Annotated in this window: 13 protein-coding genes; 7 read left to right on the top strand and 6 right to left on the bottom strand. The window is 74.1% G+C overall.

Going from position 1 to position 15,575, the window contains the following annotated elements; translation table 11 throughout:
- Positions 1 to 7: 7 nt before the first annotated feature.
- From OUQ99_RS01275 to OUQ99_RS01265, 3 genes are all read left to right on the top strand, one after another.
- Positions 8 to 2,254, top strand: a complete 2,247-nt coding sequence (locus OUQ99_RS01275; protein ID WP_267947570.1) for a carbon starvation CstA family protein — start codon at positions 8 to 10, stop codon at positions 2,252 to 2,254.
- Between the two features lie 3 nt (positions 2,255 to 2,257).
- Positions 2,258 to 2,470 (top strand): YbdD/YjiX family protein, encoded by a 213-nt coding sequence (locus OUQ99_RS01270; RefSeq protein WP_267947569.1) that lies wholly within the window; start codon positions 2,258 to 2,260, stop codon positions 2,468 to 2,470.
- 212 nt (positions 2,471 to 2,682) lie between these two features.
- Positions 2,683 to 3,111 carry a DoxX family protein gene (locus OUQ99_RS01265; protein WP_267947568.1) on the top strand — a complete coding sequence of 143 codons (429 nt, stop codon included), beginning with the start codon at positions 2,683 to 2,685 and terminating at the stop codon, positions 3,109 to 3,111.
- Positions 3,112 to 3,145: 34 nt separating this feature from the next.
- Here the strand turns inward: OUQ99_RS01265 and OUQ99_RS01260 are convergent, their stop codons facing one another.
- From OUQ99_RS01260 to OUQ99_RS01240, 5 genes are all read right to left on the bottom strand, one after another.
- A complete protein-coding gene (locus OUQ99_RS01260; protein WP_267946180.1) occupies positions 3,146 to 4,237 on the bottom strand; it encodes an IS110 family transposase in 1,092 nt (363 codons plus the stop codon).
- Positions 4,238 to 4,470: 233 nt separating this feature from the next.
- Positions 4,471 to 6,162 carry a hypothetical protein gene (locus OUQ99_RS01255; protein WP_267947567.1) on the bottom strand — a complete coding sequence of 564 codons (1,692 nt, stop codon included), beginning with the start codon at positions 6,160 to 6,162 and terminating at the stop codon, positions 4,471 to 4,473.
- Positions 6,163 to 6,317: 155 nt separating this feature from the next.
- Positions 6,318 to 7,172, bottom strand: a complete 855-nt coding sequence (gene hisG, locus OUQ99_RS01250; RefSeq protein WP_267947566.1) for an ATP phosphoribosyltransferase — start codon at positions 7,170 to 7,172, stop codon at positions 6,318 to 6,320.
- An 81-nt stretch (positions 7,173 to 7,253) separates the two neighbouring features.
- Entirely contained in the window at positions 7,254 to 7,517 is a 264-nt protein-coding gene (locus OUQ99_RS01245; RefSeq protein ID WP_014913038.1) for a phosphoribosyl-ATP diphosphatase, read from the bottom strand.
- Positions 7,518 to 7,652: 135 nt separating this feature from the next.
- Positions 7,653 to 8,486, bottom strand: coding sequence for an SDR family NAD(P)-dependent oxidoreductase (locus OUQ99_RS01240; protein WP_267947565.1), 834 nt, complete (start codon positions 8,484 to 8,486; stop codon positions 7,653 to 7,655).
- A 192-nt stretch (positions 8,487 to 8,678) separates the two neighbouring features.
- On the opposite strand from OUQ99_RS01240, the gene OUQ99_RS01235 reads away from it, so the two are divergent.
- Positions 8,679 to 9,386, top strand: coding sequence for a class I SAM-dependent methyltransferase (locus OUQ99_RS01235; protein ID WP_267947564.1), 708 nt, complete (start codon positions 8,679 to 8,681; stop codon positions 9,384 to 9,386).
- A 143-nt stretch (positions 9,387 to 9,529) separates the two neighbouring features.
- Here OUQ99_RS01235 and OUQ99_RS01230 read toward each other — a convergent pair whose 3' ends face one another.
- Positions 9,530 to 11,656, bottom strand: a complete 2,127-nt coding sequence (locus tag OUQ99_RS01230; protein WP_267947563.1) for a hypothetical protein — start codon at positions 11,654 to 11,656, stop codon at positions 9,530 to 9,532.
- A 365-nt stretch (positions 11,657 to 12,021) separates the two neighbouring features.
- On the opposite strand from OUQ99_RS01230, the gene OUQ99_RS01225 reads away from it, so the two are divergent.
- The 3 genes from OUQ99_RS01225 to OUQ99_RS01215 all read left to right on the top strand — a co-directional run bounded on the left by OUQ99_RS01225 (position 12,022) and on the right by OUQ99_RS01215 (position 15,519).
- Positions 12,022 to 14,412: a trehalase-like domain-containing protein gene (locus OUQ99_RS01225; RefSeq protein ID WP_267947562.1), complete on the top strand. Its 2,391-nt coding sequence runs from the start codon at positions 12,022 to 12,024 to the stop codon at positions 14,410 to 14,412.
- A gap of 65 nt (positions 14,413 to 14,477) precedes the next feature.
- On the top strand, positions 14,478 to 14,711 hold the full coding sequence (locus OUQ99_RS01220) for a hypothetical protein (protein ID WP_267947561.1): 234 nt from the start codon (positions 14,478 to 14,480) through the stop codon (positions 14,709 to 14,711).
- A gap of 247 nt (positions 14,712 to 14,958) precedes the next feature.
- Positions 14,959 to 15,519, top strand: a complete 561-nt coding sequence (locus tag OUQ99_RS01215; protein ID WP_267947560.1) for a GNAT family N-acetyltransferase — start codon at positions 14,959 to 14,961, stop codon at positions 15,517 to 15,519.
- Positions 15,520 to 15,575: the final 56 nt, after the last annotated feature.

Here is a 15,575-nt window from a genome sequence, read left to right as displayed (position 1 = left end):
TGATCGGATGTCCTCTGTTCCGATCAGTAGGCAGGCGGCGCAGCCGCCCAAGCCGAAATGGACACCCCGGAGCATCGCCCTCTGGATCGCCGTCGCCCTGGTGGGAGCACTCGCGTGGGGCGTCATCGCGATCAACCGCGGCGAGGAGATCTCGGCCGCCTGGCTGATCTTCGCCGCGCTCTCGTCCTACGCGATCGGGTACCGGTTCTACGCGCGGTTCATCCAGTACAAGGTGCTGCTGACCGACGACACCCGGGCCACCCCCGCGGAGCGCCTCAACAACGGGGCGGACTTCCACCCGACCGACCGCCGGGTCCTGTTCGGCCACCACTTCGCGGCCATCGCGGGCGCCGGTCCCCTGGTCGGACCCGTCCTGGCCGCCCAGATGGGCTACCTGCCGGGCACGATCTGGATCATCCTCGGCGTCATCTTCGCCGGCGCCGTGCAGGACATGGTGGTGCTGTTCTTCTCCACCCGGCGCAACGGCCGCTCGCTCGGCCAGATGGCCCGCGAGGAGATCGGCCCGGTCGGCGGCATCGCCGCGCTGGTCGCCGTCATGGCGATCATGGTCATCCTGCTCGCCGTGCTCGCCATGGTCGTGGTCAACGCGCTCGCGGACTCCCCGTGGGGCTCGTTCTCCTTGATCATGACGATCCCGATCGCCCTGTTCATGGGGGTGTACCTCCGCTATCTGCGGCCGGGCAAGGTCATGGAGACCTCCGCCATCGGCGTGGTGCTGCTCCTGCTCGCCATCGTCGGCGGCGGCTGGGTGGCCGAGCACGCGGTGCTGCGCGAGGTCTTCCTGTTCACGCCGAACGAGCTGACCTTCGGCCTGATCGTCTACGGCTTCGTCGCCTCGGTCCTGCCGGTGTGGCTGCTGCTGGCCCCGCGCGACTACCTGTCGACCTTCATGAAGGTCGGCGTGGTCGTGCTGCTCGCGGTGTCGATCCTCGTGGCGATGCCGAAGCTCCAGCTCCCGCAGTTCACCGAGTTCGCGTTCAACGGCCAGGGCCCGGTGTTCGCCGGTTCGCTGTTCCCGTTCGTGTTCATCACCATCGCCTGCGGCGCCCTGTCCGGCTTCCACGCCCTCATCTCGTCGGGGACCACCCCGAAGCTCATCGAGAAGGAGGGCCAGGTCAGGATGATCGGCTACGGCTCGATGCTGACCGAGTCGTTCGTGGCGATCATGGCCCTGATCGCGGCCTGCATCATCGACCCGGGCGTGTACTTCTCGATGAACATGCCCGCGACCGCCCTGGGCGACAGCGTGGAGAGCGCCGCGCAGGCGGTGAGCCAGCTCGGCTTCTCCATCGACGCCGCGACGCTCCAGCACACGGCCGACCTGATCGAGGAGGACTCGATCCTCGCGCGCACCGGCGGTGCGCCGACGTTCGCCCTCGGCGCCGCCTACATCTTCTCGGAGGTGTTCGGCGGGGACGCCATGATGGCGTTCTGGTACCACTTCGCGGTCATGTTCGAGGCGCTGTTCATCCTCACCACCGTGGACGCCGGCACCCGGGTGGGCCGCTTCATGCTCCAGGACACCCTGGGCAACGTGTACAAGCCCATGCGCGACCCGAGCTGGAAGCCCGGGGCGTGGTTCTGCAGCGCGGTGATCGTGGCCGCGTGGGGCTACTTCCTGTGGGCGGGCGTCAACGACCCGCTCGGCGGCATCAACCAGCTGTTCCCGCTGTTCGGCATCGCCAACCAGCTGCTGGCGGCGGTCGCCCTGGCGGTGTGCACGACGCTGCTGATCAAGTCGGGCCGCGCCAAGTACGCGTGGGTGACGCTGGTGCCGCTGGCGTGGGACGCGGTGGTCACGCTGACCGCCAGCTACCAGAAGGTGTTCTCGGCCGACCCGAAGATCGGCTTCTTCGCCCAGCGCCAGCAGTTCTCCGACGCCCTCGCCAACGGGGAGACGAGCGTCGGCGCCATCCAGGGGGAGGAGGCGATGCGCCAGGTCGTGGTGAACACGACCGTGGACGGCGTCCTGTCGGCCCTGTTCGCGCTGCTGATCGTCATCATCCTGGTCGACTCGGTCCGGGTGTGGATCAAGGCGCTGCGGGCCCCCGACGGTACGCTGCCCCTCACCGAGGCCCCCTACGAGGAGTCGAAGATCTGGGCGCCGTCCGGTCTCGTCCCCACCAGGGCGGAGAAGGAGTTCTCCGAGCGGCTCGCCGCCGTGGGCGCCGAGGGCGCGCGGGGGACGGACGGGGAAGCCGGGGGCGGGTCCCCGGAAGCGAAGAAGGAGTAGGGCATGCGGGCACGCCCGGAGTTCGGGGCGAACCTGGCGCGCGGTCTCCGGGAGGCGTGGCAGATCGCCCGGGGCGTCGTGGGCGCGAGGGCCTACGAGATCTACCTGGAGCACCACGCCCGGGAGCACCCGGGCGAGGAGCCGATGACCGAGCGCGTCTTCTGGCGCCACCACACGGACAAGGGCGACACCGACCCCGGTGCGCGCTGCTGCTGAGGCGCCGGTCCGTGAGGGCCCCGGAACCCCCTTCGGGTTCCGGGGCCCTCGGCGTCGGGGGAGGTCCCGCACCGGCGCGGCCGGGATCCGGGCGGTGGGGCGGAGCGGACCCCGCCGGTCGCACGCGGACCCGGGGCGGAGCGGGCCCCGGAGGCTACCAGCGAGTAGTTTGAGGCTGACCGGCGCGGACCCCCAGCCCAGAAGGAGAGACCATGACCCCCTCGAAGCGGACCGGCGGCCTGCTGTCCAAGGTGCGCGGAGTCGCCCCGTACGCGCTCGGCGGCCTGTTCGTGGCGTCGGGCGTACTGCACTTCGCCGCGCCCGGGCCCTTCCGGGCGATCATGCCCCGCAGCCTGCCGAAGCCGGAGGCGTGGGTGTACGGCAGCGGCACCGCCGAGCTGGTCTGCGGGGCGGGCCTGCTCACGCGCAGGCGGTGGGCCGGTCCGGCGAGCGCCGCGCTGCTGCTCGCCGTGTGGCCCGCCAACGTGCGCATGGCCCTGGACTCGGGGTCGGGCAGGCTGCCCGGTCCCGCCGACGGCAAGCTGGTCGCCTGGGGGCGGGTGCCGCTCCAGATCCCGTTGATCTGGGCCGCGCTCCAGTCACGGCCGGCCCCTCACCGGGCCGACGGCCCGCGGGACTGAGGGCCCGCGGGCGCCGGGGATGCTCCTATGGATGTCAAGCAGCTTGAGCGAGGCCGCTGTCGATGGGACTTCGGTTGGTGGCCGTGTCACGCACCGACCGCGTCAGCACGCGGTAGACCTCCCGGGCCACATGGCGTTTGAGACAGCGCATGATGTCCTTCTTCGACAGGCCCTGCCCGGTGCGCCGCTCGACGTAGGCGCGGGTGCGCCCGTCCCAGCGCATCCGTACCAGCACGATGGTGTGCAGGGCGTGGTTGGCGGCCCGGTCACCGCCCCGGTTGAGCCGGTGCCGGTCCCGCCGCCCGGACGAGGCCGGCACCGGCGCGACCCCGCACAGGTGCGCGAACGCCGCTTCCGAGGCCAACCGGCCGGGGTTGTCCCCGGCCGTGGCCAACAGCTGCCCGGCCACGTCCGGCCCCACCCCCTTCAACTCCAGCAGCTCCGGGGCCGCCCGACGGGTCAGGGCCCCGAGCTCGGCGTCCAGACCGGCGAGCTCCTCCTCCAGAGCGATGATCCGCCTGCCCAGACGGCGCAGCGCGAACTTGACCGCCTGGGCGGGGTCGGCCAGATCCGCACCGGGCCGCAGTCGCGCGCACGTGGTGGCCAGCACCTTGGCCGAGAGCCCGCGCAGCCCCGCGCGCACCTGTTCAGGGGAGGTGATGACCAGTTGGCGGGCCTGGTTGATCGCCTGGGTGCGGGCCTTGACCGCCGAGCGGCGCACCACCCGCAGGGAGCGGACGGCCTCGACGACGCCGTCACGGGTCTTGGGGGTGCCGCAGGCCCGACCGGAGGCCACCGCGGTGGCGGCGGCGTAGGCGTCGATGGGGTCGGACTTGCCCTTCATCCGCCGCGTTTTGCGGTCGGGGCGGTCCACCTCCACCACTCTCAGGCCCTGGCGGGCCAGGTGACGGGAGAGCTCGGCGCCGTAGGCGCCGGTGCCCTCGACCCCGACCGCGGCCACGGTGCCGTGGGAGGACAGCCAGGACGACAGGTGGCGGTAGCCGGTGCCGGTGGCGGGGAACTCACGGTCGGCCAGGTGGCGGCCCAAGGGGTCGATCACGGCGGCGTGGTGGGTGTGGCCGTGGGTGTCCACGCCCGCTGTGACAACGAGGGGCTGATCGGTCATGCTGGTACCTGCCGTCCTGTCGCTGATCCCGGTGGGTGGCACGCGCCGGCCGGGCGGGCGGACAAGACTGTGGCGGGGCTTTTCGACCAAGCTCCTATGAGGTCACGGTCGCCCGTCCGGTCGCGTGCGGTGGCTTCCCCGGGCAGGCCGACGAATCCCCTGAAGGACAACCTGTCGGTGTCGGTCAGTCCGTGAGTCAGACCTACCGGAGAAGCCACCACACATCTTCACAGTCAGTCCTTCCAGGAGGGACCCCAGCCGGAGCTGTCCGAGACGCCCTCGGGGAGCGGGTCCATGTGGACGGCGCCCGGGGGCGTGGTCGCCGCGTGCGCGGGGACCGGACGGGCGCTCCGGTCCCCGGGTCCCGCGCCCGGCGGAGGCGGCGGAACGGACTCCGGGGGTTCCCCCGCGAAGTCCTCACCGGGCCCCCGGGGGTCCCCCCAGGACCCGTGCGGGGCGGGAACCGTGCGCTCGTCCGCCGGCGCGTCCCAGGTCTCCGACGGCACAGGCGCGTCCCACGGCTCCGGCGCCCCCGCCCGGTGACCGGACGCGGCGCCGGGGGCCCCGTGCCCCGGGGCGCCCCCGCTGTCGGTCGGCGGCTCCCCCCAGGACCCGTGCGGGGCGGGGACCGTGCGCTCGTCCGCCGGCGCGGCCTCCCCCCGCCCGTCGTCCCGCGAGTGCCGCGCGACGCGGGCCGGGGCAGCCGTGTCCGGGGACCCGGTCCCCGGTGCGCGGTCGGACCCCCCGTGGTCCGGGAGGGGCGGGGGCACGAAGTCGTGCCGGTACGCCTGGGGCACGCCCCACGGCTCCGCCGGGGCCGGCGGGGCCCCCGGACCCGGTTCGGGCGCGGGCGGCGGGGCGGGGAGCATCGGGTGCACCACGCCGCCGGGCGGGTGGGCCCGTTTCCACCACTGCGCCCCCTCCTCCGGGGACAGCTCCTCCTCGACCCGCAGCCAGCCGTCGATGTGCGGGTGGCGGCGACCGGTCCGCCAGCTGTGCGGGAGCGAGATCGGCTCCAGCACCACGGCGCGCTCGCCGTCCACGACGGGGACCGCGCCCGGGGCCGCCTCGCGGTCGACCCAGGTGCCGCCGACACCGACCAGGTCCCACTGGCCCTCGACGATCGACGTGCGCGGGTCGTCACGGAGGTCGGTGGCGGAGGCCACCCACTCCGGGAGCGGGCGGCGTCCGGGGACGGCGAGCCCCTGGTCCCCGATCAGCGCGTCCTCGAGCAGGGTGTGCAGCTGGAAGTTGTCCGAGACCCCGTCGAACCGGACCCGGAAGACGCGGGCGGACTGCCGGTGGAGGACCACCATGCGGTCGGCCTCGGCCATGCGCAGCAGTTCGGCGATCTCGCCGTACTCCTCGACGTGCGGACCCAGCTGCCCGGCGATGACGACCAGTTCCCCCAGCGTCCGGGGGTCCTCGCGCAGGGCGGCGCGCACGCCGGGGTCGCACAGCATCGTCTTGGCGGCCAGGCCGTAGCGGTGCGACACCCACCAGCCGGTGGTGGCGAGGGGCGCCAGCTGTTCGAGCTCGGGCGTGACGCGCTCCTCCGAGGCCTCGCCGACCTCGCTGGGATGGGGCGGGGCGTCGTCCCCGGTCTTCTGCCACACGTGCAGGAAGACCCCTGCCAGCTTGCCGTACTCGGCGAGCTGGCGCATGACCTCGACCCCGGCGGGCCCGGCGGGGACGCCGCTCTCCACCAGCGCCCCGCAGAGCAGGGCGATGTCGGCGGCGACGCCCGCCGACCACTGGTGGGCGCGCAGGGTCTCGGTCAGCACGGCTAGGCCCTCGACCCGGGCGTCGGCGGGAACCCGGTCGGCCAGTCGGAAGACCGCGCTGACGGCGGCGCGCAGCTGGGAGGGCTGGTTCTCGGCGGCTTCGGCCACGGCGCTGACGGCACCGCGGAAGTCTTCGATCATTCGGGCATCCTGACACAGACCACCGTCAAGCAGACTCGGCGGCCTCCACCGTCGCGCCCGCGCGGCGCCCCGCCCACGCTCAGGGGTCCGGCCCGCGCAACGGGCCCCGCGACGGTCGTCGCGGGGCCCGTGTCAGGCGTGTGCCGCCGAAGGGGTCAGAGCCGGCAGGCGTATATGTCGGTGACCAGGATGGCGCGGGCCCCGAGCGTCCACAGGTCGTCCATGATCTGCTGGGCGCCCTTGCGCGGCACCATCGACCGGACGGCGACCCAGCCCTCCCGGTGCAGCGGGGAGACCGTCGGCCCCTCCATGCCCGGGGTGAGCGCGACCGCGGCCTCCAGGTGCTCGGCGTGCACGTCGTAGTCCATCATCACGTAGTCGCGGGCGACCAGGACGCCCTTCAGCCGGCGGATCAGCGTCTCGATCTTGGGGTCGTCCCCGGCGCCGGTCGGCCGGATGACGACCGCCTCGGACACCAGGATCGGCTCGCCGAAGGTCTCCATGCCGGCCTGGCGCAGGGTGGTCCCGGTGGAGACCACGTCCGCGACGGCGTCCGCCACGCCCAGCTGGACGGAGCTCTCGACCGCGCCGTCCAGGTGGATGACGCGGGCGTCGACGCCCTTCTTCGCGAGGTGGGCGCGCAGCAGCTCGTCGAAGGAGGTCGCGATGCGCTTGCCGTTGAGGTCGGCCAGCGTCATGCCCGCGCCGTTGGGGGCGGCGAACCGGAACGTGGAGCCGCCGAAGCCCAGCGCCAGGACCTCGTCCACGGGCGCGCCGGAGTCCAGCAGCATGTCGCGGCCGGTGATCCCGGCCTGGAGGATGCCCTCGCCGACGTAGACGGCGATGTCCTTGGGGCGCAGGAAGAAGAACTCGGTGTCGTTCTCCGGGTCGACCATGACCAGGTCGCGGCTGCTCTTGCGCTGCCGGTACCCGGCCTCGCGGAGCATCTCGACGGCGGGTTCGGAGAGCTGGCCCTTGTTGGGCACGGCGATTCTCAACATGTCGGGCATGTTCATGGCTTTCTGTGGGCTGTGCGTACGGGTGCGGAGACGTCCGGGCCGGTACGCGCCGCGGCGGGCGCGAGGACCGACCTACAGATGCTTGTAGACGTCCTCGAGCCGCAGGCCACGGGCCAGCATCAGAACCTGGAGGTGGTAGAGGAGCTGGGAGATCTCTTCGGCGGCCTGCTCGTCCGATTCGTACTCGGCGGCCATCCAGACCTCTGCGGCCTCCTCGACGACCTTCTTGCCGATGGCATGGACGCCGGCGTCGAGCTGGGCGACGGTCCCGGACCCCTCGGGGCGGGAGCGCGCCTTCTCGGACAGCTCGGCGAACAGCTCTTCGAAGGTCTTCATGGTGTCTTTCCTCGACCGACAGATGCGGTACCAGGGTAGGCGCTCCGGAGGCCCGGCGCCGCACCGGCCCGGGGATGTCTCAGCATGTGGGCGGCGGTTTTCGCCACACCGCCCTCCGCCCGCCCCGCCGCCCCCTCACCAGACGCGGCGGGCGGTGGCGCGTACGAGCGTTCTGGGCAGGAGCCGGAGGATGCCGCTCGCGGCCTTGTACTGCCCGCCGGGGACCACGCTGGGACGGCCCGCCGCCCAGGCGACGAGCGACTCGCGGACGACCTGGTCCTTGGGGACGAACGCGAACGCGGGCAGACCGCTCTTCTGGACGCCCAGGGTCATGTCGGTGCGGACGAAGCCCGGCAGGACGACGGTGACGTGCACGTCGTGCCGTGAGACCTCGGCCGCGACGCTCTCGCTCCACAGGGTGACGAACTTCTTGCCCGCGCCGTAGACGGAGCCGCCGGGGTTCGCGGCGATCTCGCCCGCGAGGGAGGACACGTTGATGACGCCGAGCCTGGTCCGGGTGTCGCCGGCCTCGCGGCGGGCGATCTGCACCGGCAGGACCGCGCGGGCCAGGTGGAGGACGGCGCGCACGTTGAGGTCGAGCATGGAGTCGATCTCGTCGGGCTCCTGCTCGGCGAAGGTCCCGCCGTCCCCGCGCCCGGCGTTGTTGACCAGCAGGTCGACGGGGGGCTCGGCCCCGCTGCCGTCGGCCCGGAGCCGCTCGACGACGGGGGCGAGCCCCTCGTCGGTGCCGAGGTCGGCGGCGAGCGGCCGGACGTCCACGCCGTAGCGGTCGGCGATCTCCCCGGCGAGCGCGTCGAGGACGTCCCCGCGCCTGGCCACCAGGACGAGGGAGTAGCCGCGTTCGGCCAGCCTGCGGGCGTACTCCTCCCCGATACCGGTGGAGGCTCCGGTCACCAGGGCGGTCCGGGTGCGGGCGGGGGGCTCGGGGGACTTCGCCGGTTCGCTCATATCCCCAGGGTAGGGCGTTGCCGCGCGGGGGGCCGGGGCGCGGTCCGGGTCGCGCGCGCACGTGCGGGACGAGAGGCCGGGGGTTCCCGATTTCCCGGTGTGGTTCTGCACACCCTGCCCTGACCTGGTATTCCGCCGGAAGGCGGTCGCGTCGCCTCCCCCTCCGGGGGCCGGAGGCGTTAGCGTTCGGGTATGTCCGAGATCCAGAGCCCCGCCGGACCACTTTCCTCTCTCAGGCTGGAGGAGCGCCTGCGCGACACCAGGCTGTTCTTCAGCCAAGCGCTACGCACGTTCCACGCGACCGGTTCCATCCTTCCCAGCAGTGCCGCGCTGGCGCACTCGATGGCGGAGTACGTCCGCAGCCGCCCCGTCCCCGACAAGCCCGTGCGCATCCTGGAGGCGGGCGCCGGGACCGGCGCGATCAGCCGGGGCATCGCGGCCGCGATGATCCCCGGCGACACCCTGGACCTGGTCGAGTCCAACCCCGAGTTCGCCGCCCATGTCGAGGAGCTGCTGAGGAGCGACCCGGCCATGTCGCCGGTCGCCGACTCCGCGACGGTGCACGCCAAGCTCGTCAACGACATGGGGAGGGACCGCAGGTACGACGTGATCGTGTCGGGCCTGCCCTTCGCCAACTTCACGGCGGACGCGGTCCGGGACATCCTCGACTACTACTTCGAGGTCCTCGAACCGGGCGGCACCCTCTCCTTCTACGGCTACCTGTACACGAAGGAGGTCAAGGCGGTCATCGCCCGGCGCGAGGACTACCTCCGCCAGGCCCGCACGAGCTGGCTGGTCCAGGACTGGATCGACCGGTACGGCATCCGTTCCGACAAGGTGTTCGCGAACGTCCCGCCCGCGTGGGTGCACCACCTGCGCAAGCCCGGGAAGACCGGCTGACCCCTCCCCGACCGCTCCGTCCACCGGGCCCGCCGCAGCCGCGGCGGGCCCGCTCACGTGTCCGGGTCCACCGCGCGCCCCCGGCGGGGCCGCACGGGGATCCGGGGGTGCGGCGGGGCGGTCCCGCCGCGTCCCCGCGCCGGTCACCCGGCCCCGATCCGCCCGATCGCCTCCCGCACGTCGTCCACGAGCCGCCGGTCCCTCAGGGCGTCGCGCCAGCCCGCGTCGGTCCAGCTCGGCAGCGCACTGCGCCCGGAGTCCCGGAGCGCGCGCAGCGGTGGCAGGGCCTCGGCCGCGTCCGGCCCGATCCGGCCCAGCAGCCGCACCGCCGGAGGGCCGACGCGGGTGGCCGCCCACGTGGTCAGGACACGGTTGCGCGGGGAGAGCAGGCACCGGAGGACGAGCGGGGTGTCCCCGGTGGTGCTCCACAGTGCGCTCAGGGCGCGCGTCTCCCTCAGGCAGCCCGATGCCAGGTGGTCCTCCAGGTGTTCGCGCAGGTGGGGGGCGAAGCGGTCCGCCGGAGGGCCGATCCCGTCCAGGAGCACCTGGACCCGCTCGTCCCGCACGAGCTGCCGGCTCGGGGGCCCGAGAAGGTCGAGGGCGGTTCCCGCGTCGCCCGTGATCCGGTGGTGGGCGTGCGCCGCCTCCACCCCGCCCGAGGCCCGGACCCGGTCGGCGTGGGCGGCGGCGGCCGGACCGATCCCGGCCAGCACCCGCAGGGCCGCGCCGGCGAGCGCGCGGTCGTCGAGGAGGGCGGCCACGTCGTCGGCCAGCGGCGCCGCGGCCGGCCCCCACCCCGCCAGGGAGCGGAGCAGGACCTCCGTGTCCGCGTCCCCGCCGCGGAGCCGCTCGCGCAGGTGCGGCAGCAGGACGTCCGCGTGCGCCGGGAGCCGGCCGAGGACGTCCTCCGGGCCGGGCCCGGAGGTGTGGTGGGGTCCGCCCCGGCCGAACCCGAAGCGGGGCCGGTCGGCGCGCGCCAGGAGCAGCGTGGCGGCGCGGGCGTCGCCGACGAGCGCGAGGGTGAGCAGCGCCGTGTCGGAGCCCTCCCCGTCCGCCTCGGCGATCGCGGCCAGGCGGTCCGCGCAGGGTCCGGCCGCACCACCGGCCACGGCCAGGAGCTGGAGGCTCCAGGTGCGGACGCCGGGGTCGGGATCGTCGAGCAGCGCGCCCGCCGGCCCCGCCCACCGCTCCCCGGCCGAGCGGTACTCGGCGACGAGGTCGCGTGCGAGCCGCACGGCGCCGAGTCGCACCGGGGCGCGCGGGTGGTCGATCAGGGCGTCGACGATCCGCTCCCTGCCCTCCCGGTCCCCGGCGAGGGCCCGTGCGACGAGGCGGAGCCCGTGCCTGACCCGGAGGGCGTCGCCCGCCGGGGCGAGGGCGGCGACCTCCAGCCACAGCGGCCTCCCGGCGGCGGGGCCGGCACCCTCCCCGGCGATCCCCTCCAGGACCAGGGGCAGTGGGTCCTCCGGGACGAGGGCCGGGGACGCGAACGCCACCACCATGCGCTCGTCCAGGTCCCCGCGCTTTCCGCGGTCGAGGAGCCAGGACCTGACGTCCGGCGGGGTCGGCCCGGGGACGGAGTCCAGCAGCCGGACGGCGCGGGTCAGCAGCCGGAGGCGGGTCCGCCGGTCGGCCGCCTCCCCCGCCCCGGTACCCGCGCGGTCGCGCCGCGGGGGCGCTCCGGCGCCCCCGGAGGCGTCCTGTGCGCCGTCCCCGCCGTCCCCGCCGTCCCCGCCGTCCCCGCCGTCCCCGACAGCCTCCCAGCGGTCGCGCAGCACCCGGAGCAGGCGGGGCGCCGTCCGGGGCTCGCGGGCGAGCGCGTCCACGGCGAGCAGGAGCACGGACGGGTGGGGGTCGCCGAGGAGGGCTTCGACACGCGGCCCCTGGTCGGCCCACGCCCCCGGCCACGCGGCGTCCAGGTGCTCCGGCCGGACCCTGTGGGCGAGGTCGGCCAGGTCGGCCACCAGGTTCAGCGCGGCCACACGGGCCTCGTCCGGGCGGTCGCGGTCGGAGGCGATCCGGACGAGGAAGGGCAGCAGCGCGGGGACGGACGAGGTGAGCACGTCGGGTTCGGGGACGGGGACCCACAGCCGCACCGTGGTGTCGACGCGGTCCGCGATCTCCTCGACCGCGTCGACGGCCTCCTGCGGGGAGGGGTCGAACGCCTGGACCAGCAGGCCCGGGATCCCGGTCGCGGGCCCGTCCAGGTCCTCCAACGTGTCCCATGGCACGTCGTGCACGTCGGCGGCCCAGGTGAGGGGGTCGGTCATGGCGGATTCCTCCGTGGCGGCGGCTGATCGGGGGAGCGCGCGACCCGGTCGCGCGGTGTCCCGCACGACAGAGTGACACATTTGTGACCTGCCCCACTTAATCGTCATGCGCGCAGACCCTTGGGGCGCAGGTAGTCTCGCGTTGACTTCCCAAGGGGCGGATCTTTGCGACTGGCATGACCAGATTGCCCGCACACAGGCTGAAAGTTCCTGAAATCCGGCTGAAGACCCTTGAAGTTCATCCCGCGCCACAAGCCCCGGATCTACCTTCATCACACCAGTCACGTGTGAACCGGAAGCATGCTCGCGGAACACTACATTTCACCCATTTCCCCAGGTCATCGTGGACCGACGGAGGAGGCAGCGTGACGCTCACCCAGGCGGTGGAGACGGCCCAGGAGACGCCGGAGGGCGGCATCGTCCCCGAAGGCATGTCCGTGGACGTCCGGCAACGCGTCTCAGCCCTGGCCAGAACCTCACGCCTCCTGGTCGCCTGCGACTACGACGGCGCCCTGGCCCCGTTCGACCCCTCCGACGGCGCGGGCGCCGCCAGGCGCCGCCCCGTCCCCGAGGCCGTCCGCGCGCTGCGCGACCTCGCCGACCTGCCCGGCACGGTGTGCGCGGTCATCTCCGCCCGCCCCCTGCGCGACCTCGCCGCCCTGTCCCGGCTGCCCGCCGAGATCCGCCTGGTGGGCGCCTACGGCACCGAGTTCGACACCGACCTCACCATCGAGCCCGACAGCCTGGAGACCGGCCCCGGCGCCCCTCCGGCCGACAAGGCCGCCGCCCTCGGCCTGCTCCGCGAGCAGGTCGAGGCCACCGCCACCCTGTACATCGGGGGCGGCGAGGGCGAGGAGCCCGTGTTCATGCAGCTGACCGGCGCCGACGCGGGCGTGCGGGTCGGCGCGGAGCCCACCGTGGCCTCCCACCGGGTGGCCGACACCCCGGCCGCAGCGTCCCTGCTGTCCGCGCTCGCGGCCGAGCGCCGCTCCTGGGTGTTCGGCGAGCGGCCCACGCCCATCGAGCGCATGTCGATGCTGTCCAACCAGGCCTCCGTCGCCCTGGTCGGCCCGGACGCGCGCCTGCTGTGGTTCTGCCACCCCGAGCCCGACTCCAACGCCCTGTTCGCCGAGGTCCTGGGCGGACGGTCCGCGGGTGTGTTCGCCATCGCGCCCGCCCACGGCGGACGCCCGCTCGGCCAGCGCTACCTGCCCGGAACCATGACGGTGCGCACCCGCTGGTCGCGGATGGACGTCACCGACTACCTCGCGCACGGCACCCCCCGGGGCCGCACCGACCTGGTCCGGGTGATCAGCGGCGTCACCCCGGCCACCGTGGAGTTCGCGCCCCGCCCCGACTTCGGCAGGGCGCCGGTGAGCATGTCCGTCCAGGAGAACGGCCTCCTCGTGGAGGGCGCCGACTTCCCGATGGCGCTGTACTCCCCCGGCGTCGAGTGGGAGATCGACCAGGACGACGCGGGCGACATCGCCCGGGCGGTCGTGCACCCCCGCTCGGAGAGCCCCGTGGTGCTGGAACTGCGCTGCGGCACCGACTCGCTCGTGCCGGGCACGCTGCCCGAGTCCGAGCTCCAGCGCACGTCCGGCGAGCACTGGTCCGCGTGGCTCGACGGCCTCAGCCTCCCCGAGACCGCCCGGCAGCTGTCGGCGCGCTCCGCCCTGACGCTGCGCGGCCTGTGCACGCCCTCCGGCGGCGTGATGGCCGCGGCGACCACGTCGCTGCCGGAGGAGATCGGCGGCGTCCGCAACTGGGACTACCGGTACTGCTGGCTGCGCGACGGCGCGCTGACCGTGCAGGCGCTGGTGTCCCTGGGCTCGACCGCCGAGGCGGAGGGCTTCCTGGACTGGGTGCACGGGGTCGTGGACTCGCTGCCCAGCCCCGAACTGCTCGCGCCCCTGTACTCGCTGCGCGGCACCTCGCTGGGGCCGGAAGAGGTCATCGAGTCGCTGTCCGGCTACGCGGGATCGCGGCCGGTCCGGATCGGCAACCTCGCCGACCGGCAGGTGCAGCTGGACGTGTTCGGCCCCGTCGTGGAGCTCATCACGCGGCTGTCGGCGGTGCGCGGCACCCTCGCGGACCGGGACTGGAACCTGGTGCGGGCGATGGCCGAGGCGGTGGCCCGGCGCTGGTTCGAGCCCGACCACGGCATCTGGGAGGAGCGGGACGAGCCCCGCCAGCGCGTGTACTCCAAGGTGATGTGCTGGGTGACGCTGGACCGCGCCGTCTCCCTGGCCGGTTCGTACGGCCGCGAGGCGGACCCCTCCTGGCGCGGGCTGCGCGACGAGATCGCGGCCGAGGTGCTGGAGAAGGGCTGGAACGAGGAGGCGGAGTCCTTCACGACCGCCTACGACGGCACCGACCTCGACGCGGCGTCGCTGCACATCGGCCTGTCGGGGCTGATCGACCCGGCCGACGAGCGGTTCCAGGCGACCGTGACGGCGATCGAGGCGGAGCTGCGCAGCGGCCCGACCGTGTACCGGTACCACCGCGAGGACGGCCTGCCCGGCGGCGAGGGCGGCTTCCACCTGTGCACCACGTGGCTCATCGAGGCCTACCTGCTGACCGGGCGGCGCGCCGAGGCCGAGGAGCTGTTCAAGCACCTCGTGGACGCCGCCGGTCCGACCGGGCTGATCCCGGAGGAGTTCGACCCGGTCACCGAGAGGGCCCTGGGGAACCACCCTCAGGCGTACTCGCACCTGGGCCTGATCCGCTGTGCCCAGCTGCTCGACCGCCTGTAGGCGGACGACGCGCGTACGAGGGGGCCCGACGTCCGACTGTCGGGCCCCCTCGCTATGTTCCGGCCATGGCGGAATTCGTGTTGGCGGCAGGGGCGTGGCCGGGCTCGCGGGCATGGGACGGGCTCTTCCCGGAGTTGCGCCCGGCCGGGCACGGTGTGCCCCCGACGGCCCCGGCCGGACCCCCTGGGAGCCGCGGCGGGAGGGCCGGACGGAGCGTCCGCGCCCAGGACGTCGTGGGCGGGGTCGAACGCCCGGACCTGCGCCACGCGGTCCCGGTCGGCGCGGCTCCCGGCGCCTGAGAGGCGTCCGCTCCCGCCCGCCCCGGGGCCGAGCGCCGTACGGGTCGCACCCGCGCACCCGCCCCCGGGGAACGCGGTGGAGCGGCGGGGCCCGCCCGGCATGAGCGCCCCCGGCCCCGCGCGCCGCATGCGCGGACGCGCCCGTGGGAGCCGCCCGGTCCGCACGCGGACCCCGCCGCGCCCCGCCCCGATCCCACCCCGGCTCCGCGCGCACCCGTCGCGCGGACGGAGAACCTGGAGGACGACGATGTACGCGATTTCCCTGGACGACAAGGGCTCGGAACTGCGCCCGCTGGAGCCGTGGCGGGCCGAGGAGTTCCTGGAGCACATGGACCGGGGCCGGAAGTTCATCGGCCGCTTCGTCGGGCTGGCGGACGCCGTCACGGACCTGGATTCGAGCCGGAGGTTCCTCCAGGGATACGCCCACAAGGCCGCCAACGACACCGGGCGCCTCTACGGCATCTGGACCGGCGGCGAGCTGGTCGGCGGGGTGCTCTTCCGGACGTTCGACACGAGATCCGGCGTGGCCGAGGCCGGCTGCTGGCTGGAGCCGTCGGCGGCGGGCCGTGGGCTGGTGACCCGCGCCTGCCGCGTGATCATCGACTGGGCGATCGAGGAGCGCGGCATCCACCGCGTGGAGTGGCACGCCGCCTCGGGGAACGCGGCAAGCATCGCCGTGGCCCGCCGGCTCGGGATGTCGAGGGACGGCGTACTCCGGGAGAGCTACCCGTACAGGGGCGAGCGGCACGACATGGAGGTGTGGTCCGTGCTCGCCCCGGAGTGGCGGGCGGCCGACCGGACCCCCTGAGCGGCGCACGGCGTGGTCCGGGCCGCGGCGGAGCCTCCGTCGGGAGGCGCGACGCG

Origin of the sequence: Streptomonospora nanhaiensis (genome assembly GCF_026642255.1) — a bacterium.
GTDB lineage: Bacteria > Actinomycetota > Actinomycetes > Streptosporangiales > Streptosporangiaceae > Nocardiopsis > Nocardiopsis tropica.
This window is presented reverse-complemented; position numbering and strand designations above follow the sequence as displayed.